22 protein-coding genes are annotated in these 23,844 nt (G+C 65.3%); 14 read left to right on the top strand and 8 right to left on the bottom strand.

Annotation, left to right across the window (positions count from 1 at the left end; genetic code table 11):
- Positions 1 to 43: 43 nt before the first annotated feature.
- On the bottom strand, positions 44 to 760 hold the full coding sequence (locus HV753_RS16580) for a GntR family transcriptional regulator (protein WP_175175604.1): 717 nt from the start codon (positions 758 to 760) through the stop codon (positions 44 to 46).
- A 79-nt stretch (positions 761 to 839) separates the two neighbouring features.
- Entirely contained in the window at positions 840 to 1,583 is a 744-nt protein-coding gene (locus HV753_RS16575) for a sulfite exporter TauE/SafE family protein (protein ID WP_175175603.1), read from the bottom strand.
- Positions 1,584 to 1,810: 227 nt separating this feature from the next.
- Between HV753_RS16575 and HV753_RS16570 the strand changes: the two genes are divergently transcribed.
- From HV753_RS16570 to HV753_RS16555, 4 genes are all read left to right on the top strand, one after another.
- Positions 1,811 to 3,343: a hypothetical protein gene (locus HV753_RS16570; RefSeq protein ID WP_175175602.1), complete on the top strand. Its 1,533-nt coding sequence runs from the start codon at positions 1,811 to 1,813 to the stop codon at positions 3,341 to 3,343.
- Between the two features lie 192 nt (positions 3,344 to 3,535).
- On the top strand, positions 3,536 to 4,969 hold the full coding sequence (locus HV753_RS16565; RefSeq protein ID WP_425485907.1) for an aldehyde dehydrogenase family protein: 1,434 nt from the start codon (positions 3,536 to 3,538) through the stop codon (positions 4,967 to 4,969).
- Positions 4,970 to 4,997: 28 nt separating this feature from the next.
- Positions 4,998 to 5,477 (top strand): GlcG/HbpS family heme-binding protein, encoded by a 480-nt coding sequence (locus tag HV753_RS16560; RefSeq protein ID WP_175175600.1) that lies wholly within the window; start codon positions 4,998 to 5,000, stop codon positions 5,475 to 5,477.
- A 12-nt stretch (positions 5,478 to 5,489) separates the two neighbouring features.
- The gene (locus HV753_RS16555) at positions 5,490 to 6,500 is read left to right on the top strand and encodes a 2Fe-2S iron-sulfur cluster-binding protein (protein WP_175175599.1); all 1,011 of its coding nucleotides are present in this window, start codon (positions 5,490 to 5,492) and stop codon (positions 6,498 to 6,500) included.
- Between the two features lie 16 nt (positions 6,501 to 6,516).
- On the opposite strand, the gene HV753_RS16550 is transcribed toward HV753_RS16555, so the two are convergent.
- The 6 genes from HV753_RS16550 to HV753_RS16525 all read right to left on the bottom strand — a co-directional run bounded on the left by HV753_RS16550 (position 6,517) and on the right by HV753_RS16525 (position 13,239).
- Positions 6,517 to 6,954: a universal stress protein gene (locus HV753_RS16550; RefSeq protein ID WP_175175598.1), complete on the bottom strand. Its 438-nt coding sequence runs from the start codon at positions 6,952 to 6,954 to the stop codon at positions 6,517 to 6,519.
- Between the two features lie 116 nt (positions 6,955 to 7,070).
- Positions 7,071 to 8,789: an ABC transporter ATP-binding protein gene (locus HV753_RS16545; RefSeq protein ID WP_175176185.1), complete on the bottom strand. Its 1,719-nt coding sequence runs from the start codon at positions 8,787 to 8,789 to the stop codon at positions 7,071 to 7,073.
- A 20-nt stretch (positions 8,790 to 8,809) separates the two neighbouring features.
- The gene (locus HV753_RS16540; RefSeq protein ID WP_175175597.1) at positions 8,810 to 9,682 is read right to left on the bottom strand and encodes an ABC transporter permease; all 873 of its coding nucleotides are present in this window, start codon (positions 9,680 to 9,682) and stop codon (positions 8,810 to 8,812) included.
- Entirely contained in the window at positions 9,679 to 10,656 is a 978-nt protein-coding gene (locus HV753_RS16535; protein ID WP_175175596.1) for an ABC transporter permease, read from the bottom strand. Before HV753_RS16535 ends, HV753_RS16540 begins: the two co-directional genes overlap by 4 nt.
- A gap of 19 nt (positions 10,657 to 10,675) precedes the next feature.
- A complete protein-coding gene (locus tag HV753_RS16530) occupies positions 10,676 to 12,364 on the bottom strand; it encodes an ABC transporter substrate-binding protein (RefSeq protein WP_175175595.1) in 1,689 nt (562 codons plus the stop codon).
- Between the two features lie 38 nt (positions 12,365 to 12,402).
- The gene (locus tag HV753_RS16525) at positions 12,403 to 13,239 is read right to left on the bottom strand and encodes a hypothetical protein (protein ID WP_175175594.1); all 837 of its coding nucleotides are present in this window, start codon (positions 13,237 to 13,239) and stop codon (positions 12,403 to 12,405) included.
- Positions 13,240 to 13,461: 222 nt separating this feature from the next.
- On the opposite strand from HV753_RS16525, the gene HV753_RS16520 reads away from it, so the two are divergent.
- From HV753_RS16520 to HV753_RS16475, 10 genes are all read left to right on the top strand, one after another.
- Complete coding sequence (locus HV753_RS16520) at positions 13,462 to 14,703, top strand: SfnB family sulfur acquisition oxidoreductase (RefSeq protein WP_175175593.1); 1,242 nt, start codon at positions 13,462 to 13,464, stop codon at positions 14,701 to 14,703.
- Between the two features lie 4 nt (positions 14,704 to 14,707).
- Positions 14,708 to 15,925, top strand: coding sequence for an SfnB family sulfur acquisition oxidoreductase (locus tag HV753_RS16515; RefSeq protein ID WP_175175592.1), 1,218 nt, complete (start codon positions 14,708 to 14,710; stop codon positions 15,923 to 15,925).
- Positions 15,926 to 15,945: 20 nt separating this feature from the next.
- Positions 15,946 to 17,325: an LLM class flavin-dependent oxidoreductase gene (locus HV753_RS16510; protein ID WP_175175591.1), complete on the top strand. Its 1,380-nt coding sequence runs from the start codon at positions 15,946 to 15,948 to the stop codon at positions 17,323 to 17,325.
- Between the two features lie 360 nt (positions 17,326 to 17,685).
- A complete protein-coding gene (locus tag HV753_RS16505; protein ID WP_175175590.1) occupies positions 17,686 to 18,489 on the top strand; it encodes a MetQ/NlpA family ABC transporter substrate-binding protein in 804 nt (267 codons plus the stop codon).
- Between the two features lie 22 nt (positions 18,490 to 18,511).
- Positions 18,512 to 19,105, top strand: a complete 594-nt coding sequence (ssuE, locus tag HV753_RS16500; protein ID WP_175175589.1) for an NADPH-dependent FMN reductase — start codon at positions 18,512 to 18,514, stop codon at positions 19,103 to 19,105.
- 15 nt (positions 19,106 to 19,120) lie between these two features.
- Entirely contained in the window at positions 19,121 to 20,293 is a 1,173-nt protein-coding gene (ssuD, locus tag HV753_RS16495) for an FMNH2-dependent alkanesulfonate monooxygenase (protein WP_175175588.1), read from the top strand.
- Complete coding sequence (locus tag HV753_RS16490) at positions 20,293 to 21,099, top strand: ABC transporter permease subunit (protein ID WP_175175587.1); 807 nt, start codon at positions 20,293 to 20,295, stop codon at positions 21,097 to 21,099. The genes ssuD and HV753_RS16490 overlap by 1 nt, the downstream gene beginning before the upstream one ends.
- 10 nt (positions 21,100 to 21,109) lie before the next feature.
- Positions 21,110 to 22,345, top strand: coding sequence for an acyl-CoA dehydrogenase family protein (locus tag HV753_RS16485; RefSeq protein ID WP_175175586.1), 1,236 nt, complete (start codon positions 21,110 to 21,112; stop codon positions 22,343 to 22,345).
- A gap of 28 nt (positions 22,346 to 22,373) precedes the next feature.
- The gene (locus tag HV753_RS16480) at positions 22,374 to 23,174 is read left to right on the top strand and encodes a methionine ABC transporter ATP-binding protein (RefSeq protein WP_175175585.1); all 801 of its coding nucleotides are present in this window, start codon (positions 22,374 to 22,376) and stop codon (positions 23,172 to 23,174) included.
- Positions 23,174 to 23,836: a methionine ABC transporter permease gene (locus tag HV753_RS16475; RefSeq protein ID WP_175176184.1), complete on the top strand. Its 663-nt coding sequence runs from the start codon at positions 23,174 to 23,176 to the stop codon at positions 23,834 to 23,836. Before HV753_RS16480 ends, HV753_RS16475 begins: the two co-directional genes overlap by 1 nt.
- Positions 23,837 to 23,844 lie beyond the last annotated feature (8 nt).

Genomic DNA, 23,844 nt, shown 5'->3' with positions numbered 1-23,844 from the left:
AGGTCGGGCGGCCAGGCGCCCTTGCGCCGCCCAGGGATTCTCCTCAGTCCGCCGCTGCGTGCTGCTGCTGGGTATCGGTATAGGCCTTGGCCGCGTTGTGCACGTGCTGGCTGGCCAGCAGCGCGGCCAAGTCGCCATTGCCGGCGATGACCGCGTTCAATATCTGCGAGTGCTCGTCCCAGTTTGCCTTGGCGCGGTGCATGTTGCTGGGCGCGAACAGCAACGCCGTGCGGTCGCGCAGCGAACGCATCAGATCCGTCAGCACCACGTTGCCGCCGATGGTGGCCAGCATTTCGTGGAACTGCGAATTCAGCGCCAGGAACTTGTCCAGCTGTTCGCCGCGCGCGGCCTCCGTGCCTTCGCGCAGGAAGGCTTGCAGGCGTTCGACCGTCTTGGCGTCACGGCGTTGGGCGGCCAGTTTGGCGTTCAGGCCTTCCAGCGTGGCGCGAACTTCCACCATGTCGTAGGCGACCGCATCGGACAGCACCGACACGGACGCGCCACGGCGGGGCTCGATGGTGACCAGGCCTTCGGCCGCCAAGGCGCGAAGGGCTTCGCGCACCGGGATGCGCGATACGCCCATTTCCTCGGACAAGCGGCCTTCGACCAGGCGGTCGCCGGGCGTGAACTCGCCACTGAGAATGCGTTCGCGCAGCTTGTCGCGGATCACGGCAAACAGCTGCGGATGCTGCTCGCCGATCTTCAGCGGAGCGGAAGACTGCGTCTCTACGGCTTGCGGGCTGACGGGCGAAGTGGTCATGGCGAGCATGTCTGGATTAATGGATACAGTCTCCATTGTATTACCGGGTGTAGCCGCGCGCCGTTGCAGAAGCGCCGCATCAGGCGCCCCAGAAGGCTTTGACCAACACGCCCGCCGCGCCCAGCGCGCAGACCGCCAGCAGCACGCCGCGCACGGCATGAGGCGGTAACAAGGTGCGCAACCGGTTGGAGACCGCGAAACCTGCCAGCAGGAAGGGCGCCAGGCTGAGTGCCAGCCCGGCGTGGTAACCCGTGTATCGCTTGGCCAGCGCCAGCATGGCCAGCGAGAAGATCGATCCCAGGAACAGCACCACGCCCAGGGTGGCGCGCAGCCGCGGCGGCGCGGTGTGTTGCAGCACGATGGCAATGGGGGGCGCGCCGACCGAGGTCATCGTGCCCATGATGCCGGAGGCCACGCCGGCCCCGGAAACCCGTCCTGGCGTGGCGGTAAAGCGCAGGCCCGCCACGCTGAGCGCGACGGCGGTCAGGATCAGGCAGGCGAACAGCACGCCCAACGCCTGCGGCGCAAAGCGCGCCATGGCGTAGATGGCAATCAACGTGCCCACCACCCGGCCCGCCAGCGCATACGAGACGGCGGACCAGTCGATGAAGGCACGCTCCCGCAGGGCGGTCAGCAGGGAAATGAAGCCGCCCAGCGTCAGCAGCGGGCCCGGGGCCAACTGGGGAAAGAACATCGCCGCCACCGGCGCCGCGAACATCGCGAAGCCGATGCCGCCCACGCCTTGCGCTATCGCGGCGCCGAACACCACCAATGCCATGGCGGCGTAGTGCCAAAGATCGGGAAACGGCAGGGTAGGCAGCATGCGATTGAGTGACCTTATATGTATACGATAGTCAATTTGTGAAAATCGACGATCTCAATGATATTCAGGATTCCTAGGGTAAACCCTTGTTTTTAGCCGGTTATTCATGGGTTTTTCAGAATTATCGGTTTCCCTAGGCGCTGCATATTTCGATTGGTATGGCTCACAACGAAATATAGTATACCGATTGTGGCGACCTAACAGCCACGTCACAAGGGGAATCTCGCATGCAATCCGACGTCGTGCTCAACGCTGCTCATTGGATGTACTTGATCAGCGTGGCCGCCATCATCCTGACGATGATCTTGCGGGCCAACGTGGTGGTGCCATCGGTAATTGGCACTTTCCTGGTGGTGCTGGCCATCACGGGCAATCCGATCAGTGCGCTGATCGGCATTTTCTCGGCCAGCTTCGTGGCCGCGAAAGAGCTGTTCAACATCTTCCTGGTCATTACCTTCATGACCGCCCTGCTGAACGCCTTGAAGACCTTGCAGGCGGATGTGCGCATGGTGCAGCCGTTCCGGCGGGTGATGCGCGGGGGGCATTCCTCCTTCGTGATCATCGCCCTCTGTACCTATGTGATTTCGTTGTTCTTCTGGCCCACGCCTGCCGTGCCGCTGGTATCCGCCATCTTGCTGCCCGCGGCCATCGCGGCCGGGCTGCCGCCGCTGGCCGGTGCCATGGCGATCGCCATCGCCGGCCAAGGCATGGCGCTGTCGTCGGATTACGTGATCGGAGTGGCCCCCAGCATCAGCGCCAAGGCGGCGGGCGCGGCCGTCAGCGCAGCGGTGGTGGCCGACCGTGCGCTGGTGTTGTCGTTGATTACCGGCGCCGTCGCGCTGGTGACGGCCTATCTGTTGATCCGCAAGCACATCGTGCCCGCCAGTCCGGCGTTGCTGGATGCCTGGCAAGCCCGCGCCCAGGACGGCAGCCTGGCGCGTATTGAACAATCGGGCTCGTTTGACAAGGCGGAACTGGCGCGCGGCACGATGGGCGCCGACCCGGCGTTGCCGCAAGGTCCGGCGCTAAGCGACGAAGAGCGCCGTCGCGTGCGTTGGTCCAAGACCTTTGCCGTGGTGACGCCGCTGGCCTTCCTGGCCGTGATCGCCGTCATGGTGGTGCCCCGGATATTCCCGTCGGTGCCGGCCCTGCGGGGCGGCGACGCGGCCGCGCTGGTCGGCGGCGTGGCCTTTGTGGTGATGATGTTGGTGACGCTGGCGGCGGAAGGCCCCCGCAAGATGCTGGACGTGTGCCCCGAGCACGTGACGGACGGCTTCGTCTTTGCCTTCAAGGCCATGGGGTCCGTGCTGCCGATCGCCGGGTTCTTCTTCGTGGGCGCCAACGAGACCGCCGCGCAGATCCTGGGCATGCCGCAGGCGCAAGCCCCCGGGCTGTTGTTCGAGGTGATCTCCGCCGGCCAGCACCTGATTCCAGAAAATCATTTCCTGGTGGCCTTTGGCGTACTGCTGGTGGGCATGATCACCGGCATCGACGGCTCGGGGTTCGCTGGCCTGCCGTTGACCGGCACGCTCTCTGGCGCCCTGGGCCCCGTGGTGGGCGTGGACCCCGCGACCTTGGCGGCCGTGGGTCAGATGGGCGCGGTCTGGACGGGCGGCGGCACCTTGATCGCCTGGTCGTCGCTGATTGCAGTGGCGGGGTTCGCGCGGGTGAACGTGCTGTCGTTGGTGCGCGCCCTGCTGTTACCCGTGCTGCTGGCGCTATTCGTCTCCACCATCTGCGCCGTCCTGATCTGGGCCTGACCACCGGGCCAGACCCCACGAAAAGGGGCCCTGCGGGGCCCCTTTTCACTGGCAAGCCTGGGGTTTTCACGTATCGTCCTTAAGTGATTAAAGTATACAATGTTCAGAAGTTATCTCAGACGACCGATTTCCGGCCACTCCCGCACAGGACAAGGAAGCACTTCCGTGGACGATCTCTCGCAACAGGCATTCATGAACCACATCGGCGGCGCCTGGGTGCCCAGCGCCACCGGCCGGACGGCCCCCAATCTGAATCCCGCAGACACCTCCGATATCGTGGGCCGTTTTCCGGTGTCGGACGCCGAAGACGCCCGGCGCGCGGTGGAGGCGGCCGACGGGGCTTTCGCCAACTGGCGCGACACGCCGATTTCCAAGCGCGCCGCGATCTTGTTCCGCGCCGCCCAGTATCTGGAAGACCACGCCGACGCCTTCGCCCGCGAATTGACCCGCGAAGAGGGCAAGGGCCTCAATCTGGCGAAGGACGAAGTGTTGCGCTCGGCTCAGACGATCCGCTTCTACGCGGTGGAAGGGCAGAGCTTCACGGGCGAGACCTTCGTCAATGACGATCCGGACATGGTCGTCTATAGCCAGCGCGAACCGCTGGGTGTCGTCAGCGTGATCTCGCCGTGGAACTTCCCCATTTCAATTCCCGCCCGCAAGATCGCGCCGGCGCTGATCACGGGCAACACCGTCGTGTTCAAGCCGTCGTCGGACGCGCCGCTGTCCGGCTATCGCTTGGCCGAGGCCTTCGTGCAGGCAGGTTTGCCCGCGGGCGTCCTGAACCTGGTGATCGGCCCTGCCGCCGCCGTCGGGCCGGCGATCACCACCGCCCGCGCGGTACGCGCGATTTCCTTCACCGGTTCCACCGCCGCAGGCGAACAGATCCACCGTGGCGTCGGCCTGACCACTCGCACGCAGATGGAACTGGGCGGCAAGAATCCGTTGATCGTGCTGGCCGACGCTGACCTGGACCGTGCCGTGGACCTGGCCGTGAAGGGCGGTTTTTCGTTAAGCGGCCAGGCATGCACGGGCACCAGCCGCGTGCTGGTGGACGCCAAGGTGCGCCAGGCCTTCACCGACAAGCTGGTGGCGCGGATCAAGGCGCTGACCATCGGCAACGGGCTGGACGGAACTTTCGATCTGGGTCCGCTGGCCACGCGAAAGCAGCTGGACAACGTGCTGAGCTATATCGCGATCGGCAAGGAGGAAGCCACGCATGTGTGCGGTGGCGAGCAACTGACCGGCGCGGGCTTTGACCGTGGCTATTACGTGACACCGGCGCTCTTCACCGATGTCACGCAGCAAATGCGCATTGCGCGCGAAGAGATCTTCGGCCCCGTCATCGCGTTGATCGAAGTCGATGGCTATGACGACGCCATTGCCAAGGCCAATGACACCGAATATGGCCTGTCCGCCGCGATTGCCACGACGGACGCGCGCTATGCGCATCGCTTTGCCCGCGACATCCAGGCGGGCACGGTGAAGATCAACCGCACCACCACGGGCAATCTGATCAACGCCCCGTTTGGCGGACTGAAACACTCCAGTACGTCCACGTTCCGGGAATCCGGCCGTGTGGGCCTGGAGTTCTACACGCAGATCAAGACCGTCTACCGCGCCGGTTAAGGCGCGGACCACTCAAGAGGCTATCCCAATGAAACAGATATATCGCCTGGAACTGGAAGAAGCGCGTGTCATGGTGCGCGCGGCCATGGCCAAGTCAGAAGCGATCGGCGTGCTGGAATCCATCTGCATCGTGGATGACGGCGGCTATCCCATTGCCCTGGAACGCATGGACGGCGCCCGCATCACCGGCCCGCAGATCGCCTGGAACAAGGCCTTCACCGCAGCTGGCCACAAGCGTTCGACGCATCTGTTCAACACGCCGCCCAATGGTCCGGCGCTGCCGGGCAACGAGGCCTTCGGCATCCAGTGGAGCTTTGACGGCAAGTTCGCCGTGTTCGTCGGCGGCTTTCCCATCGTGGTGAACGACGAGGTGATCGGCGGCGTGGGCCTGAGCGGCGGCAACGGCGAACAGGACACCCAGGCGGGCGTGGCTGCATTGGCGGCATTGGCTGAATTGCTGGAGCCGCGTGGCATGAAAGTGCTGGTGCAGGCGGACATCAAGAAATAAGCGAGGCCGGTCATGGCATACCGTGTGCATATCCTGGAAACCGGCGACGCCTTCGTGGTCGACGCGGGTGAATCCGTGCTGGAAGCCGCCGGGCGGGCGGACGTCAAGCTGCCGCACGAGTGCACCTTCGGCGGCTGCGGCACCTGCCGCATCAAGTTGGAGTCCGGCACGGTGCGCTATGACGAATTTCCCATGGCGTTGACGCCGGAAGAGGCCGCCGAAGGCTATGCGCTGGCCTGCCAGGCGCGGCCGGAAAGCGATCTGTGCATCAGCGTGGCAAGCAGCCGCCAGGTGTTTCCGGAACCGCGCCACCTTTCCGCCACCATCGAGCGCATCGAAGCCTATACCGATGACATCCTCCATCTGACGCTGGCCCTGCCCGGTGACGCCTTGGATTTCGTGCCCGGCCAATACATGAATGTATTGTTGCCCGACGGCGAAACGCGCAGTTTTTCCATGGCCAGCGCGTCGCCGGGCCAAACGGTGGATTTTCACGTGCGCCGCATTCCGGGCGGCCGCTACACCGATCATTGGCTGGGCCAGGCGCAGGCCGGCGCCTCCCTGCGGATCGAAGCGCCGCTGGGCGTCTTCAGTTATCACGAGGAAGACTGGCGCCCGCTCATCATGATGGCAACCGGCACCGGCATCGCGCCGATCAAAGCGATTCTGGAATCCCTGCTGGACAAGGAAGATTGCCCGCCCGTCAGCCTGTATTGGGGCATGCGCACCGAAGCCGACCTGTATCTGCAAGACGAGATCGCCAGTTGGGCCGGCCGGTTGTACGAATTCAATTTCGTGCCCGTGTTGTCTCGGGCGGACGCGGGCTGGCAGGGTCGGCGCGGCCATGTGCAGGACGCCGTTCTGGAAGACCACGGCGACCTGTCCGAACACGCCATCTACCTGTGCGGAGCGCCCGCCATGATCCAACAGGCCAAGCATCTGCTGGCAGGACGGGGCGCCAGCCTGGATCATCTATACGCCGACAGCTTTACCTTCCAGCACGCGCTGGCCCCGGCAGCGTGACGCGGCGCGGAACAAGCTAGCGGAACACCAGCACGGGCAGTCGGGTCTTGGCCAGCACGCGCTGGGTCTCGCTGCCCAGCAGGAACCCGGTCATGCCGTGGCGCCCGTGCGAACCCATGATGATCAGGTCGCAGCCCTGGCCCTTCGCGGTCTCGACAATCGCCTCGTGCGGGTGATCGTTGACCATGACGACGATATTGCACGGCACCAGCGCATGACGGGCCTCCATTTCCAGCCCGTCCAGATAGGCCTGCGCGTTCTTGCGCGCCTGGTCGGTGTGATGCGCCTGCGTGGTGCCCAGCATCTCGGCCTGATAGACCAGCAGATGGTCCTCCGGAATGGCGCGGATGAGGGTGATCGTGGCGCCCATTTCCTTGGCGAAAATGAGCCCGCGCTTGAAAGCCGATTCTGACAGCAAGGAGCCATCCACGGCGATGAGCAAGTGCCTGTACATGTTGCCTCTCCTTTAGGAAAAGGAATGTCGAGCAACGGCGAATTCAGTATAGGCTCGCCGTTGCCCGCAATCCAGTCCCGCGTAAGGAGGAGGGCGTCCGTCTGATCGTGGCTGGGTCAGGCCGTTCTGCGCAGCGCCTCCTGGTCTGGACCCGGACCTGGGGAAAGCCCTTGGGGCAACGCGGCGATCAGGCTGCGCGTATAGGGGTGCCGGGCATCGCGCCACAGGGTGGCGTTGGGGCCTTCTTCGACGATCCGGCCCGCATTCATCACCAGCACCCGATCCGCCAGGTAATGAACCACCGACAGGTCGTGCGAGATGAAAAGGTAAGACAAGCGGAATTCGGATTTCAGATCCACCAGCAGGTTCAGGATCTGCGCCTGCACCGAGACGTCCAGCGCAGAGACCGGTTCGTCGCAGATCACCAGCGCCGGGCGCAGCACCAGGGCGCGGGCGATGCCGATACGCTGGCGCTGCCCGCCCGAGAACTCGCTCGGATACCGCGCGAGCGCCTCACGCGGCAGCCCCACCGCATCCAGGATGCGGAGAATGCGCTGACGCCGTTCCTGCCTGTCCTTGACGCGGTGGATGCGCAATGCGGCTTCCAGGATGTCATTGACGGTGTGGCGGGGATTGAGCGAGGCATAGGGGTCCTGGAAGATCATTTGCACGCTCTGCCGGTAGGCGGCCAGGCGGCTGCGGTCCAGATGCGCGGTGTCTTCGCCGCGCAGCAGAATGCGGCCGGATGCGGGCGCCAGCAAGCGCACAAGCGTGCGCGACAGCGTCGACTTTCCGCAGCCAGACTCGCCGACCAGCCCCAGGGTTTCCCCGAGCGCCAGCTGGAACGACACACCGTCCACCGCGGTGCTCGGGCCCTGGGCCGTCTGGTACTGCACCCGAAGGTCCTGCACTTGCAGCAACGGCGGCGCTCCGATGGGCGTGGGGTCGTTGGCGGCAACGGGCACACGGTCGGGCGTGACCAGGCCGAATACCGGACGCCCCGACGCCGGATCGAGGCGCGTGCGGATCTCTGGCAGCCGCAATCTGCTGTAGTGGGTCGCGTCGTCCAGGCGCAGCGAGGCGCCGAGCAGTCCCTGGGTGTAGGGATGGCGCGGCTGGCTCAGCAGGGTCGTGGCGGGTCCTTCCTCGACCTTTTCGCCTCGCACCATCACGGCCACGCGGTCTGCCCATTCTCCGACGACGGCCAGATCATGCGTGATCAGCAGCAGTCCCATGTTCAATTCCGACCGCAGGTCGTCCAACAGTTGCAGGATCTGCGCCTGCACGGTGACGTCCAGGGCGGTGGTGGGCTCGTCGGCCACCAGCAGCGCGGGCTGGCAGGCGATGGCGGCTGCGATCATGGCGCGTTGGCGCTGCCCGCCCGACAGCCGGTGCGGATAGTCGTCCACGCGGCGCTGCGGCTCGGGCACGCGCACCAGGTCCAGCAATTCAATGGCGCGCGCCCGGGCGGCGCGGGCGCTGGCGCCGCGATGCAGGCGCAGTGCCTCGCCAATCTGGTCGCCCAGTGTCAGGACGGGGTTCAGGCTGGTCATCGGCTCCTGGAAGATCATGGCAATACGGTTGCCGCGCAGCGCGCAGCGCTGGCGTTCCGGCAGCGTCAGCAGGTCATGTCCTTCAAACAGGATGCGGCCGGTCGCACGGGCATGGCGCGGCAGCAGGCCCAGCAGGGCGAGCGCGGTGGTGGACTTGCCGCAGCCGGACTCGCCGACGAGCGCCAACGTTTCTCCGCCGCGCAATTGCAGGTCCAGCCCGCGAACGGCCTGGTGGCCGGGAAAGGCCACGTCCAGTCCTTGGATGTCGATTAGCGTAGTCATCATGATGGCCTGGGTTGGGGCTACCGCGCCGCAGCGGGTGCAGGCGCCACGCGATGCCGCCGCAATTTGGGATTGAGCGCGTCGTTGATCGCGTCACTCAGCAGGTTCAAGGCCAGCACCGTGGCCATGATGGTCAGGCCGGGCAGGGCCGTCATGTACCAGGCGGTGCGCAGCGCCTCGCGCCCCGCGCCGACCATGCTGCCCCAGCTGACCACGTTGGGGTCGCCCAGCCCCAGGAATGACAGTCCGGCTTCCGACAGGATGGCGTGCGCGACCAGCACGGCTGTCGTCACGATGATGGGCGGCAGGGCGTTGGGCAGGATTTCAAGGAAGATGATGCGGGCATGGCTTGCCCCCAGTGTTTGCGCGGCGCGGACGAATTCGCGTTCGCGTAGCGAAATGAATTCGCCCCGCGTGAGCCTTGCAATGCCGGTCCAGGAGGTCACGCCCAGGGCGAAGATGATGGTGGCGAGCGACGGGCCCATGATGGCCACCAGCACGATGGCCAGCAGGAAGGACGGCACGGTTTGGAAGAGTTCGGTGATGCGCATCAGCACGGCGTCGGTGCGCGGCCCTGCATAACCCGCGAAGGCGCCCACCAGCAGGCCAATGACCAGCGCGATCGCTGCCGACGCGCCGCCCACCAGCAGGGAGACGCGCGCGCCGTGGAACAATCCGGCCAGGATGTCGCGGCCCATCAGGTCGGTGCCGGCCGGGAAGGCGGCGTCTTCGCCCGGCCAGGTGAAGGGAGCGCCGACCATTTCCAGAGGATCGTCCGGGAATAGCCACGACGCGCTGGCGGCAGCGGCCAGCACGATCAGCAGGATCGTCGCGCCCACGGCGGCCGACGGCGTGCGCAGCAGGCGCAGCGCGGCAAGCGGAATCTGTTTCATGTCTTTCTCACGCGGGGATCCAACAGGCCGTAGCAGGCGTCAACGGCGATGTTCATCAACGCTACCAGCGCCGCGCTCATCAACAGGATGCCCAACAGCAGATTGACGTCTCGGCTGGCAATGGCCTCGAACGACAGCTGGCCCAGGCCTGGCCAGGCGAACACCGTTTCCACCACGATGCTGCCACCCAGCAACGCACTGCTTTGCAGGCCGAGCATGGTGATGACCGGCAGCATGGCGTTCTTCAGCGCATGCCGCCAGATCACGCGCGCCTCGCCATTGCCGCGCGCGCGCGCCGTGCGGATGTAGTCTTCCTGCAAGGTTTCGATCATCGATGCCCGTGACAGCCGCGCATAGATGGCGACGTAGTAGATCGCAACCGTTGCCACGGGCAACGCCAGGTGACGGGCATGATCCACCCACAGCGCCCAGCCCTCATACGCCGCGCCCACGTCGCGGATGCCGCCCACGGGCAGCCAGTTCAGATGCACGCCGAATCCCACGATCAGCATCAGCGCCGTCCAGAACATTGGCGCCGAATAGCCCGCCGTTGCCAGCGCCGACAGCAGGGTGTCCAGCAAGCCGTGCGGGCGGCGTGCCGCCAGCACGCCCAGCAAGACCCCCAACGCCACGGACAGCGCCAGCCCCGTGCCGATCAGTGCCAAGGTGGCCGGCAGGCGTCCGAAGATCAGATCGGCCACGGGTTCGCCGTAGCGGAACGAGTATCCAAGATCCAGCGACAGCAGGCTTTTCAGGTAATAGCCCAATTGCGCCAGCACGCTCTGATCCAGGCCATACGCCACCCGAAGCTCGGCCACGTGTTCGGGCGTGATGCCGCTGTTCTCGGAGGCGATCACATCGACCAGATCACCGGGCACCAGTTTGAGCAGGAAAAAATTGGCGATGGCCGTCGCACCGACCACGAAGAGGATTTGCAGCAGGTAGCGCACCGGGCGGGGCAGGCGTAGGGACATGGCGAATTTCCGGCGGCCGTCAGGCCTTGCCCAGCCAGACATTGGCGAAGTTGTTGCGCGAATGCGATGAAGCGTCGGTCACGTTGCGCAACTGCTTGTCCCAGACACCGAACCAGCGGAACTCGAACAGGCCGATCAGCGGCAGATCGCGTTGCGCCAGACGCTGCACCTCGTTGTACTGGTCGATGCGCTTCTTGGGATCGGTCTCGACCTGCGCGGCTTCGATCGCGCGGTCCATGTCGGGGTTGTTGTAGCCCGACACGTTGTACCAGGGCGTCCCCTTGGCCTCGGCCTTGCTCCAGTAGCGCGTCTCCACGCCCAGTTGCGGATCGATCAGCACCGTGCCCCAGGAACTGATGAGCTGGAAGTTGTAGTCGGTGAAGACGTTGCGCGTCCAGGTGGCCAGGTCCAAGCCGCGCAAGGTCACGTCGATGCCGATCTTGCGCAGCGCCTGCCGCACGAATTCGCCAGTGCGCCGGTAGTCGTCGCCAAAGGGGATGTAGTCGTGGGTCAGGGCAAAGCGCCAGCCGTCGGCCTTTCGCGGGTAGCCCGCTTCGTCCAGCAGCTTTTCGGCCAGCGCCGGATCGTACGGATACTGCTGCACGTTGGGGTTGTGATACGGCTTGACCAGCGAAGGCACGGGGCTGACGAAGGGTTCGGCATAGCCATTCCATACCGTCTTCACCAGTACCTGTTTATTGACGGCGTGCGCGATGGCCTGGCGGACCTTCAGATTGGACAGGATGGGGTCGCGCAGGTTGGCTTCCAGCCAGAGCCAGGCGGCAAAACCGTTGTAGCCCGAGGTGTCCACCGCCAGCTTGGGCAGCTTGGACAGCCGCGTCGCGTCCGTGAAGGCGACCGGGTTGCGTTCGCCGTAGGCGACGCCACCCGTCTCCAGCGCGGTGGCGCGTCCGGACACATCGGGAATGATCTTCCAGACGATGCGGTCCAGATAGGGGCGTTCCGGTTGCCAGTATTTGTCGTTCTTCTCCAGCACGATGTAGTTGCCCCGGTTCCATTCCTTGAACACGAAGGGGCCGGTACCGATCGGCTTGTTGTTGTACGGGTTGTTCTGAATGTCCGTGCCGGCGAACAGATGGCGCGGCAGGATGGGTGCGCCCAGTGAGTCGATGGCATTCAATGCCACTGGCGTGGGCTGCGACAGGTGCAGCACGACGGTGTGGTCGTCGGGCGTCTCGACTTTCTGCAAATACTGGAACACGCGCCGCGCGCTGGGCGCATGCTTTAGCCAGATCTCTTCCGCCGACCATTTGACGTCGGCCGAGGTGAACGGTTTGCCGTCGTGCCACAGCACGCCCTGGCGCAGTTTGAAGGTCAGGGTCTTGCCGTCCTCGGACACGCTCCAGCTTTCAGCCAATACGGGGCGCGGCTTCAAGTCGGGCCCGTATTCCACCAGTCCGTCGAAAATCTTGCTGGCAACCGCGCCGGTGGGCGTGGACGAATTCAGATAGAAGGCCAGCGTCGGCGGCTCCGGGTGGACGACCGCGTTGAGCACGCCGCCGCGCGCCGCGCCATCGATCGTATTGGGCAGGCTCTGGGTGTCGGCGTAGGCGGGCGCGAAGATCACATTGGGAAAGAGGGCGCTTGCACCCATCAGGGCGCCTGCGCTCATCAGCCAGCGGCGCAGAGGGTTGGCGGGTTCGTCCGCGTGGCCGGCTTCGCCAGCGGGGGGCAGTTGCTGCGTCATGAAGGTTTCCTTCGTCAAATGGGGTGCGGCCGGATGTTTCAGGCGGCCAGGCTGGTCAGGGAGGGAAGATCGGCGGGGTCGCGCCGGACCAGCGTGGCCAGAAGCTCGCGGCGCCAGGCGTCGTACAGCGCGATATGGTTGCGGGTGTCCAGACCGGTGGCGCGCTGGTTCAACTGCCAGGAATCACGCAGGTATGGGCCTAGCCTGCGCTGGACGTCTTCGTCCGCCTGGATCAGGCCCGCCACCCAGTCCTCGCGCTGCGCGGGGTCTGCCCGATCCAGCTTGTTCAGCCACCATTGCGTGATGCGGATGCGGTGCGCTTCCTCATCGGGCAGGATGCGGTTTTCGCCGAACTCGCGGTGGCCAAAATCCAGCACTCGCGCCGTGCGCCGGTTCACGAACAGGCGTGCCAGGATGTAGTGCTCGTAGTGGAACTGCCAGGCCAGGAAATTCTGCCAGTTGCGTAGCGCGAACCCGCCGATCAAGTCCCAGGATTCCTGCACGCCTCGCTCAACCTGGTCCAGCGGATCGGCTCCCCGCAATGCCCAGGCGCGTCCGCGCGAGAATTCCGCGTGGGCGCCGTCATCGCCAAGCTGGCGGGCCAGCGCGAATTGAAATTCGGTGTCGTCCTTGAACAGGCCGGCAATGGCGTGGGCCGCGACCTGGGTGATGAACAGATCGTGTACGGTGTTCCAGACGGCGTAATCCGCGGCGGCAAAGCGCTCGTCGCGGTTGGCCAGATCACGCGGGGGATCGATCCGTGCGGGCGGGATGTGCGGCGCGACGGTCAGGCGGATATCGTCGAACAACCGGGCTTCCAGCGCGCCGTCATAATCCAGCGTCAAGGTCGGTCGGGGGAAATCCAGTTCAGGCATGGCGGGTGGTGGACGCGGAAAAGCCTCGACTCTAAGCAAGCGCCGATACCGTCCGCAAACATTCTTTGGTGATTTCGTTATGTGCGGATCGCGCTTGCTAACAAGGGGCGAAGGCGGCGTCAGGCGCATATACCGATTTCAAATAACCGCATAAGAATTCCGTCCTTCCGTGCGCGACGACGCCCCGATAGGCTGCATGTTTTCCCAATGCCGGGGCGCAACATGCCGCACGCTTCAAGCACCACCTCAATTCAGGAAGGGGATGAGGCGCCGCGCCTTGTGCCCGCCGCCCGCATTCGCGACGACGCCCATGCCATCGAAGCCGCGCAAGCGCTGGCGGCCGATTTCGCGCTGGGCGCGGCGCAGCGCGACCGTGAGCGCGGCCTGCCCTGGCGTGAGATCGAACGCTATTCAGCCAGCGGGCTGGGCGGCATCACCGTGCCGCGTGAATATGGCGGCGCCGACGTCTCTCACGTGACGTTGGCCGACGTGTTCCGCCTCATCAGCGCGGCGGACCCGTCCCTGGGCCAGATTCCGCAGAACCATTTCGGCTTCTTGAACCTCTTGCGGCTGACGGGATCGCCCGCGCAGCAACGCCACTACTACGAGGGCGTGCTGGCCGGCCGCCGGCTGGGCAACGCCGGACCAGAACGTCACACGAAGAACACGCGCGACATCGAAGCGCGTCTGGTGCCCGACGGCGAGGGCTATCGCGTCAGCGGGCGCAAGTTCTACTCGACGGGTGCGCTGTTCGCGCATTGGATACCGTCCAAGGTGCTGGACACCGAAGGCCGTCTGGTCACGGTCATTCTGGAACGCGGCACGCCGGGCCTTTCGGTGGTGGACGACTGGTCCAGCTTTGGCCAACGCACGACCGCCAGCGGGACGGTGCTGCTTGATCAGGTGCGCGTGGAGGCGGACAGCATCCTGCCCGCGTGGAAGGCGCAACAGGCGCCGGTCCTGCAAGGGCCATTCGCGCAACTGATCCAGGCTGCAATCGACGTTGGCATCGCCGAGGGTGCGTTGCAGGACGCCGTGACCTTTCTGCGCGAACGCGCGCGTCCATGGGCGGAGGCGAATGTCGAACGCGCCACGCAGGACCCTTACGTGATTGCCGACGTGGGGCAGTTGTACATCGACCTGCACGCCAGCCAGGCGCTCTTGACGGAAGCCGCGCGGTTTCTGGATGACGCACGGGGCCGCACGCTGGATGCCGACGACGTGGCCGCGGCGTCGATCGCCGTCGCGCGCGCCAAGGCCGTGTCCACCGAGGTTGCGTTGGCCGCCAGCGAGAAACTGTTTGAATTGTCTGGCGCGCGGGCGTCGCTGGCCGAATTCAATCTGGACAGGCACTGGCGCAATGCGCGCACGCATACGCTGCACGACCCGGTGCGATGGAAGTATCACGCGGTGGGCAACTACGTGCTCAACGGCCAGCGGCCCAATCGCCATTCCTGGATCTGACGCGATGCCATACGAAAAGATCTCAACCCTGGCGCCGCGCCGCGCGGCGATTATCGACAACGACAGGCAGGCGCTGGATGTGGCACGCACGCTGGCTGAAGACTTCGCGCGCGAGGCTTCGCAGCGCGATCGCGAACGCCGTCTTCCATTGCCTGAGCTGGAGCGTTACTCCCAATCCGGCTTGTGGGGCATTACGGTGCCGCGTGACCACGGCGGGGCCGGCGTATCGCGGGTGACGCTGGCGGAAGTCACGGCCATCATCTCGGCTGCCGACGGCTCGTTGGGCCAGATTCCGCAAAACCACTACTACGCGCTGGAAGTGCTGCGGGTGAACGGCAACGCGGATCAGCACCGCCGCTTCTATGCGAGGGCGCTTGCCGGCGAACGCTTCGGCAATGCGCTGGCCGAAACCGGCACACGTACCGCTGCTGAACGCCGCACCAGCCTGACCCCCGATCCGCAAGGGGGATGGCGCATCAATGGCAGCAAGTTCTATTGCACGGGCGCGCTGTACGCCCAGTGGATTCCGACAGCCGTCGTGGACACGGACGGCATTCAGCGGCTGGCCATCGTGCGTCGCGACAGTCCGGGCGTGGAAATCATCGACGACTGGTCGGGCTTCGGCCAGCGCGTCACCGGCAGCGGCACCGTGCATTTCAAGGATGTGGCGGTGCCAGCCGAGGACGTGTTGCTGTTGGCGGACCCTGCCGGGCCGCCCAATACGATCAAGCCGCTGGCCCAGATCATTCACGCGGCCATCGATCTGGGGATCGGCCAGGCCGCCTTGGCGGACGCCGTGACGTTCGTGCGCGAGCGCTCGCGGCCATGGATCGACGCCAACGTCGAACGAGCCGCGGACGATCCGCTGACCATCAGCGAGTTCGGCCGTCTGTCCATCCGCCTGGACGCGGCCCGCGCGCTGGTCGCGCGAGCCGGGCGGGTGCTTGACGTGGCTACCGCCAGCAGCACGCCCGCCACGGTGGCGGCCGCCGCCATCGCCGTGGCGGAAGCCCGTGCGCTGACAACGGAGGCCTCGCTTGCCGCGGGCACCAAGCTGTTTGAACTGGCCGGCGCGCAATCCACGTTGGACCACCTGAACCTGGACCGGCACTGGCGCAACGCGCGCACGCACACGCTGCATGATCCGGTGCGCTGGAAGCGGCACGCCGTCGGCAACTACTACTTGAACGACATCGCGCCTGGCCGCGTTGGCACGACCTGATCTTGACGGAACCGCACATCATGGCGAAGAAGCAAATCCTCCTGAACGCATTCAACATGAACTGCGTGGGACACATCAATCACGGCCTGTGGACGCATCCGCGGGACACATCGACCCAGTACAAGACCCTGGATTACTGGACCGATCTGGCGAAGTTGCTTGAGCGCGGCCTGTTTGACGGGCTGTTCCTGGCTGACATCGTGGGCGTGTATGACGTCTACCAGGACTCGGCCGACTTGACGTTGCGTGAATCGATTCAACTTCCGGTGAACGACCCGCTGTTGACCATTTCCGCCATGGCGGCGGTCACGCGGAATCTGGGGTTTGGCGTCACGGTGAATCTCACCTATGAAGCGCCGTACCTGCTGGCACGCCGCTTCTCGACCCTTGACCATCTGACTCAAGGCAGGATGGGGTGGAACGTCGTCACGGGCTATCTGGAAAGCGCCGCGCGCGCGATGGGCCTGTCCGAGCAGATTGCGCACGACGAACGCTACGACCGCGCCGATGAATTCCTTGAAGTGACCTACAAGCTCTGGGAAGACAGCTGGGATCGCAACGCCGTGAAGGCCGACAAGCCGGCGCGCGTCTATGCGGACCCCGCGGCCGTGCGCCGGGTGGACCACCAGGGCAAGTATTACAAGGTGCAGGGCTTTCACTTGTCGGAACCGTCGCCGCAGCGCACGCCGGTGCTCTATCAGGCAGGTTCATCGGGACGTGGCCAGGCGTTTGCCGCGCGCCATGCCGAATGCGTGTTCGTGTCGAGCCAGACGAAGGAAGGCTTGCGCAAGCTGGTGGCTGAGGTGCGCGCGGCGGTCGCCCGAGAAGGCCGGGATCCGCGCGAAATCAAGTTCTTCATGGGCGTGACGGCCGTGGTGGGCAGGACGGAGGCGGACGCCCGCGCCAAGCATGCCGAGTACCTGCGCTACGCGAATGCGGAAGCCGGCCTGGCGCACTATGCCAGTTCGACGGGAATCGATTTTTCACGCTATGGGGCGGACGAACCGATCCGCTACGTCAAGAACAACGCAATCGAGTCGGCGGTGAAGCATCTGACGGTTTCCCGGACGGATCGGACGGTGACAGACCTGCTGGCCGACATGGCGCTGGGCGGCAGATACCCGGCACTGGTGGGCAGCGCCGCGCAGGTGGCCGATGAGCTGGAATCCTGGGTGGCCGAGACGGATATCGACGGCTTCAATCTGGCCCGCACCGTGACGCCCGAATGCTATGGCGATTTCATCGATCTGGTGGTGCCCGAGCTGCAAAGCCGCGGCTCCTACAAGACCGCGTATGCGGAAGGACCGCTGCGAGAGAAGCTGTTCGGCGCGGGCAGGGCCGAGCTGCCGCCGGAACACGTAGGACGAAAAGGCACGAAACAGACCGTAGGATGGGTGTAGCGCGAGACGCCTCAAGCAAGAACCCGAATGCCCATCGCGCGCAACCCATCAAGCAACGGTGAACGCCTGGCTACTCCTGCCACGACAGCATCCTTGCCCGATGGGTTGCGTGCGGCAGGCATTGGCTTGCGCGGGAGCAACCGAGCGCACTACACCCATCCTACGATGGCAGGTCATTCCTGCAAGTTCGCCGAAACATCCGCCCTTAACAACCGCACGCAATAACGCCATATTTCCAAATCGCAGTTACCGCGCGATAGCGCAACATCCGCGACATATCTTCATACCGACTAAGTATTTTTCGCCGCTGCGGTGCGATGACAGAATCGTTCCATTCTTTCCAATCCCTGGAACAAGACAATGTCATCGCTGCTCCGCCTGTTTACCGCCGCCACCGTGCTTGGTGTCGCCTTTGCATCACCCGCCGGGGCCGCAGAGAAATCCACGATCACGGTGGGCATCTCGGTCGGCACCGCCGAGAAGATCTTCGATGTGGTCCAGCAAGTTGCCGCTCGCGACGGCCTGACCATCAAGCTCGTCAAATTCAACGACTATCAACTGCCCAACGCCGCGCTCAACGCGGGCGATCTTGACGCCAACGCTTTTCAGCACAAGCCGTTCCTGGAAAACCAGATCAAGGCGCGTGGCTTCGATATCGTTCCCGTCGGCCTGACCATCACGGCCCCGCTGGGCTTCTATTCCCGCAAGATCAAATCGCTGAACGATCTGCCCGAAGGCGCGTCGGTCGGCATTCAGAACGATCCCTCCAACGGCAATCGCGCGCTGCGTCTGCTGGCGGCCTACAAGATCATTACCTTGAAGCCGGAAGCCGAGCAGAAGAACACTGCAACGCCGCTGGATGTGGTGTCCAACCCGCGCAAGATCAAGTTGGTGGCGCTGGACGCCGCCCAGCTGCCCCGGTCGCTGGACGACCTGACGGCAGCCTCCATCAATAACGATTACGCCGAGCAGGCAGGCCTGGTGCCGGCGCGCGACGCGATCGGACGCGAGGCGGCCGACGGCCCCTATGCCAACGTGATTGCCGTGCGCACGAAAGACCGCGACCAGCCCTGGGTAAAAAAGCTGGTGTCCGCGTACCAGTCCCCCGAGGTACGCGCCTACATCGAGAAGGAATTCAAGGGTTCCCTCATTCCCGCTTTCTAACGCGCGACACTGGCGAACCATCATGAGCATCATCACGTTGGCGGGCAGCCCGTCGCAACGTTCCCGTTCTTCCGCTTTGCTGCGCCATGCGGCGCACCTGCTGCGTTCCCGTGGCCTGGGCGTGGTCGAACTGGGCCTGCGGGACATTCCCGCCGAAGAATTGATCGAAGGGCACTATGCTGGCGCCGCCGCGGGCGCGTTGCGGGCGCGCGTGTCGACCGCCGACGCGGTGCTGATTTCAACGCCGGTCTACAAGGCATCGTTTTCCGGCGGCCTGAAGGCCGTGCTGGATTTGCTGGATGAAAAGGCGCTGGCAGGCAAGGTGGTGCTGCCCATTGCCACGGGTGGCAGCCCCGCGCATCTTCTGGCGCTGGAATACGGCCTGAAGCCGGTCCTGTCCGCCTTGGGTGCGCGGCACATCCTGGCCGGCGTCTACGCCACCGACAAACAGGTGCGCGTGGAAGACGATGGCCGCATCCATATCGACGATGACGTGCGCGTACGGCTGGAGGACTCTGTCGACCGGCTGGCCGAACAGGTGCTGCCACGCGGCGTCGTTGCCCATGAAGCCTATGACCTGGGTCGCCTCGCGCTAGCGGGCGGCTTCAGCGTCTGACCCGGAGTTTCCGCAATGGATGTTTTCTGGTTCATCCCCACGCATGGCGATTCTCGCTATCTGGGCACTAGCCAAGGCGCACGCGCCGCCAGCTACGATTATTTCCGCCAGGTGGCCGTGGCCGCCGACACGCTGGGCTATGACGGCGTGCTGCTGCCGACCGGCCGGTCTTGCGAGGACGCATGGGTGGTGGCCTCCAGCCTGATCGGGGCCACCCGCAATCTGAAATTCCTGGTGGCGATCCGTCCCGGCGTCAGTTCTCCGCAGTTCTCGGCGCGCATGGCCGCCACGTTCGACCGCCTGTCCGAAGGCCGCTTGCTGGTCAATGTGGTGACGGGCGGCGACCCGGGCGAATTGGAAGGCGATGGCGTCTTCGTCAGCCACGACGAACGCTACGCGATTACCGCCGACTACCTGAAAATCTGGCGCGGCATCCTGGAAAGCAGCCACGATGCCGAGGGCTACAGCTTTGATGGCGAACAACTGGTGTCCAAAGGCGGGAAGGTGATCTATCCGCCCGTGCAGAAGCCGTATCCGCCCTTGTATTTCGGAGGCTCCTCGGAGGCGGCGCATGAGCTGGCGGCCGAACAGCTGGACGTGTACCTGACGTGGGGCGAGCCGCCCGAGGCCGTGGCCAGGAAGATCGCGGATGTGCGCGAGCGCGCGGCAAGGCACGGCCGCACCGTGCGTTTCGGCATCCGCCTGCACGTCATCGTGCGCGAAACCGAGGCGGCCGCTTGGGCGGCCGCTGACGAACTCATCAGCCACCTTAGCGAAGACTCCGTCCGCGCCGCGCAGGCGGCCTTTTCAAAGATGGACTCTGAAGGCCAGCGCCGCATGGCCGCGCTGCATGGCGGCAAGCTCAGCGATGACCAGGGCGGCCGCTCGCACCTGGAAATCTCGCCTAACCTGTGGGCGGGGGTCGGCCTGGTGCGCGGCGGCGCGGGCACGGCGCTGGTCGGCGATCCGCAGACGGTCGCCGCCCGCATCCAGGAGTACGCCGAACTGGGCATCGACACTTTCATCTTTTCCGGATATCCGCATCTGGAAGAATCCTATCGGTTTGCGGAATTGGTGTTTCCGCTGCTGCCCGGGAAGGTTCAGCGGAAAGTCGGCAACACGGTATTGACGGGACCGTTCGGCGAAGTCATGGCGACCGAACTGGTGCCCAAGGAATCGGCAAGCTGATGACCTCCGCCAGCCTCTCCGGCCGCCGCGGCGTGGTGCGCCTGTTGCTTTCGTCCTGGCTGACGCCCGTGGCGCTGCTGGCGCTTTGGCAATTGGCATCGGCGTCCGGGTGGCTGAACGCAACGTGGTTGCCCGCCCCATCCGCGGTGTGGTCGGCAGCCGCTGCATCGGCCGGGTCGGGCGAGTTGTGGCCGCAGCTTCAAGTCAGTTTGTGGCGCGCAGCCGTGGCGCTGGTGCTGGGCGCGAGTCTGGGCTTGGCATCGGGATTCGCCTTCGGCCTGTCACGCAGCGCGGGGCCGGTACTGGATGCGGGCGTCCGCATGTTGCGTGGCGTGGCGGTGCTGGCGCTTATTGCCTTCCTGTTGCTGGGGCCGGACATTCAGGAAGACGGCAGGCTGGCCCTGTTGTCGGCTGCGGTGTTCTTTCCCGTTTATCAAGCCGCACGTCAAGGCGTGCGCGCCGTGGATCCGAAGCTGATCGAAATGGGCCGCTCGGTCGGCCTGACGGGCGGGCCGCTCTGGCGCGACGTGATCCTGCCCGGCGCCTTGCCCGCCGTGCTGTCGGGCACACGGACGGCGGTTGCGCTGCTTTGGGTCTTGCTGCTGGTCGTCGAGACCGTGGCAGCTCCCTCCGGCATCGGCCATCTGGCGCGACAGCCAGACAACGGTTTGCCGCCGGCCGCTTCGATCTTCTTCGGCGTTCTGCTGGTTGCGCTGCTGGCCAGCGCCACGGACGCGCTGATCCGCGCGTTGACGCGCCGCGCCTTGCGCTGGGACGCCGCTTCGCGCCCTGCCGGCGCTTATTAGGAATTCAACCATGGCCAAGATTCAATCCCTTCAAGATGCACGAGACGCCAGGAACACGGAACCCGCCGGCGCCGCGCCTTCTCGTGGCGCGGACACGGCGCGAGCCGTCGAGACCCTGGCGACGCAATTGGCCGCCACCGCGGTCGAACGCGACCGCCAGGGCGGGCACGCCGTTCAAGAGCGCGAGCTGATCCGCGCAAGCGGCCTGCTGCGCCTGTCGGTGCCCACTGCCCACGGCGGCACGGGCGCCAGCTGGTCGACCGTATTGCACGCGGTGCGCGAATTGGCCCAGGCCGACAGCGCCCTGGCGCACGTGTTCGGATTCCACCATCTGCAAATCGCGGGCGTGCTGCTCTACGGCACGCCCGAGCAGCATGCGTACTTTCTGCGGCCCACGGTCGAGCGCAATTTGTTCTGGGGCAATGCGCTGAACCCGTTGGACCGCCGGGTCGTCGCCCGCGCGGAACTGGACGGCTATCGCATCGATGGCGTCAAGAGCTTCAGTTCAGGCTCGGTCGGGTCCGATCTGTTGACGTTTTCGGCATGGCACAAGGCGTCCGACACGGCGCTGATCGCGGCGCTGCCGACCCGTGCCGATGGCATCACCGTCAATCCGGATTGGGATGCGTTCGGCCAGCGTCAGACCGACAGCGGCACGGTGCGCTTTGATCATGTCAGGTTGGAAGCGATTCAGGTGCTTCAGGCGCCGGGCACGGCGCCCACCGCGCGCGCCACGCTGCGTTCGCAGATTGCGCAATTGATCATGACCAATCTGTACCTGGGCATAGCGCGGGGCGCGTTCCAGGAGGCTCGCCGCTACGTGCGCGAGGACGCGCGGCCGTGGTTCGCCTCTGGCGTGCAGCGTCATGCCGACGATCCTTATGTGCAGGAACGCTTCGGTGAATTCTGGCTGCGCGTGCAAGCGGCCCAGGCGCTGGCTGACCAGGCGGGCCACGCGCTGGACGAGGCGTTGGGACGAGGGCCGTCCGTGACCGCGGAGGAACGTGGACAGGTGGCGGTGGCGGGCGCGCAGGCCAAAGTGCTGGCCCATCGCGCCGCTCTGGAGGTGGGATCCGATCTGTTCGAGGTGACGGGCGCCAGTTCCACCGCCGCGCGCCACGGCTTTGATCGCTTTTGGCGCAACGCCCGCGTGCATACCTTGCATGACCCCGTGGCCTACAAGGTGCGCGATCTGGGGCGCTATGCGCTGCTGGATCAGATTCCCGAACCCACCGCGTATTCCTGATGCGCCCGATCCTGACCGGAACCCCGCGATGAGCCAGATTTCCCCCCTTTCCGCCGTGCCGCAGACGGTGATCCGCCTGGACGCCGTGAGCAAGTCCTACGCCACGCGCGCCGGCCGCTTCGATGCCGTGCGCGACGTGTCCCTGTCGATCCGCGCCGGCGACACCTTCGGCATCATCGGCAAGAGCGGCGCGGGCAAGTCCACGCTGCTGCGCTTGATCAACCTGCTGGAACGCCCGGATGCGGGCGCGGTCCATGTGGCGGGCACGGAGCTGACGGGCTTGTCCAAACGCGAATTGCGCGCCGCGCGGCAGCACATCGGCATGATCTTCCAACAGTTCAATCTATTGCAGAACGAGACCGTGTTCGAGAACGTGGCGTTCCCGCTGCGGGTGCATGGCGGACGGACCCGTGAGCAAATCGCCGAGCGTGTGCGGGATTGCCTGGAGATCGTCGGCCTGACCGACAAAACCGCCAGCCATCCCGCGCAACTATCGGGCGGGCAGAAGCAGCGCGTGGCGATCGCGCGCGCGTTGGCCAGCGAACCTGCCGTGCTGCTGTGTGACGAGCCCACTTCCGCGCTGGACCCCGAGACCACGCGATCGGTGTTGGCCGTGCTGCGCGACATCAACAAGCGCTTGGGCGTGACCATCGTGATCGTCACGCACGAGTTGGCTGTGGTGCGAGCCTTGTGCCGCCACGTGGCCGTCATGGAAAACGGACAGGTGCTGGAGCAGGCCGAGATCTCGGGCGCCAACGTGCATCTGTCTTCCGCTTTGGGGCGCGAGCTTATCCGTGAAGCCACCCATCCCTACGAAGAGGTCGCATGATGCTGGATACCTTTGTGCAGTTGCTGCCCGAGCTGGGCGTGGCGGTCGGCCAGACCTTTCTGATGCTGGCGATTGCGCTGGCGGCGTCCATCCTGCTGGGCGGCCCCCTGGGGGTGCTGGTGTTCCTGACCGGGCCGGGGCAGTCGCTGGACCGCCCCATCCTGCATCGCTTGCTGAGCTGGACGGTGAATACCGTGCGTTCGTTTCCTTTCATCATCCTGCTGGTGGCGCTGGTGCCGTTCACGCGGGTGATCGCGGGCACGTCCATCGGGCCGGTGGCAGCCGCCGTGCCGCTGTCGTTCGCGGCGATTCCCTACTTTGCCCGGCTGGTCGAGCAGTGCCTGCGCGACGTGCCGCGTGGCGTCATCGAAGCCGCGCACGCCGCCGGCGCGTCTGAATTGCAGATTGTGCGGCGCGTGCTGCTGGTGGAGGCGCGTTCGGGACTGGTGCTGGCGCTGACGGTGCTGGCGGTGAGTTTTCTTTCGTACTCGGCGGTGGCCGGCGTGGTGGGAGGCGGCGGCGTCGGCGACCTGGCCATCCGCTATGGCTACTACCGCTTCCAGACCGACGTGATGGTGCTGACCGTGGCGCTGCTCGTCATTCTGGTGCAGATCATCCAGGTTGCCGGCAATACCGTCGCGCGCCGCATCGACAAGCGTTGAATCCATGA

The organism is Achromobacter pestifer (assembly GCF_902859625.1).
Classification (GTDB): domain Bacteria; phylum Pseudomonadota; class Gammaproteobacteria; order Burkholderiales; family Burkholderiaceae_B; genus Achromobacter; species Achromobacter pestifer.
This window is presented reverse-complemented; position numbering and strand designations above follow the sequence as displayed.

Bases quoted from the DNA above. Each gene is read 5' to 3' on its own strand.
- HV753_RS16555 (WP_175175599.1), top strand. From the start codon at position 5,490: ATGGCATACCGTGTGCATATCCTGGAAACCGGCGACGCCTTCGTGGTC.
- ssuD (WP_175175588.1), top strand. From the start codon at position 19,121: ATGGATGTTTTCTGGTTCATCCCCACGCATGGCGATTCTCGCTATCTG.
- HV753_RS16535 (WP_175175596.1), bottom strand. From the start codon at position 10,656: ATGTCCCTACGCCTGCCCCGCCCGGTGCGCTACCTGCTGCAAATCCTC.
- HV753_RS16475 (WP_175176184.1), top strand. From the start codon at position 23,174: ATGCTGGATACCTTTGTGCAGTTGCTGCCCGAGCTGGGCGTGGCGGTC.
- HV753_RS16545 (WP_175176185.1), bottom strand. From the start codon at position 8,789: ATGACTACGCTAATCGACATCCAAGGACTGGACGTGGCCTTTCCCGGC.
- HV753_RS16580 (WP_175175604.1), bottom strand. From the start codon at position 760: ATGACCACTTCGCCCGTCAGCCCGCAAGCCGTAGAGACGCAGTCTTCC.
- HV753_RS16565 (WP_425485907.1), top strand. From the start codon at position 3,536: ATGAACCACATCGGCGGCGCCTGGGTGCCCAGCGCCACCGGCCGGACG.
- HV753_RS16515 (WP_175175592.1), top strand. From the start codon at position 14,708: ATGCCATACGAAAAGATCTCAACCCTGGCGCCGCGCCGCGCGGCGATT.
- HV753_RS16570 (WP_175175602.1), top strand. From the start codon at position 1,811: ATGCAATCCGACGTCGTGCTCAACGCTGCTCATTGGATGTACTTGATC.
- HV753_RS16490 (WP_175175587.1), top strand. From the start codon at position 20,293: ATGACCTCCGCCAGCCTCTCCGGCCGCCGCGGCGTGGTGCGCCTGTTG.
- HV753_RS16575 (WP_175175603.1), bottom strand. From the start codon at position 1,583: ATGCTGCCTACCCTGCCGTTTCCCGATCTTTGGCACTACGCCGCCATG.
- HV753_RS16510 (WP_175175591.1), top strand. From the start codon at position 15,946: ATGGCGAAGAAGCAAATCCTCCTGAACGCATTCAACATGAACTGCGTG.
- HV753_RS16560 (WP_175175600.1), top strand. From the start codon at position 4,998: ATGAAACAGATATATCGCCTGGAACTGGAAGAAGCGCGTGTCATGGTG.
- HV753_RS16480 (WP_175175585.1), top strand. From the start codon at position 22,374: ATGAGCCAGATTTCCCCCCTTTCCGCCGTGCCGCAGACGGTGATCCGC.
- HV753_RS16540 (WP_175175597.1), bottom strand. From the start codon at position 9,682: ATGAAACAGATTCCGCTTGCCGCGCTGCGCCTGCTGCGCACGCCGTCG.
- HV753_RS16485 (WP_175175586.1), top strand. From the start codon at position 21,110: ATGGCCAAGATTCAATCCCTTCAAGATGCACGAGACGCCAGGAACACG.
- HV753_RS16530 (WP_175175595.1), bottom strand. From the start codon at position 12,364: ATGACGCAGCAACTGCCCCCCGCTGGCGAAGCCGGCCACGCGGACGAA.
- HV753_RS16505 (WP_175175590.1), top strand. From the start codon at position 17,686: ATGTCATCGCTGCTCCGCCTGTTTACCGCCGCCACCGTGCTTGGTGTC.
- HV753_RS16520 (WP_175175593.1), top strand. From the start codon at position 13,462: ATGCCGCACGCTTCAAGCACCACCTCAATTCAGGAAGGGGATGAGGCG.
- HV753_RS16550 (WP_175175598.1), bottom strand. From the start codon at position 6,954: ATGTACAGGCACTTGCTCATCGCCGTGGATGGCTCCTTGCTGTCAGAA.
- HV753_RS16525 (WP_175175594.1), bottom strand. From the start codon at position 13,239: ATGCCTGAACTGGATTTCCCCCGACCGACCTTGACGCTGGATTATGAC.
- ssuE (WP_175175589.1), top strand. From the start codon at position 18,512: ATGAGCATCATCACGTTGGCGGGCAGCCCGTCGCAACGTTCCCGTTCT.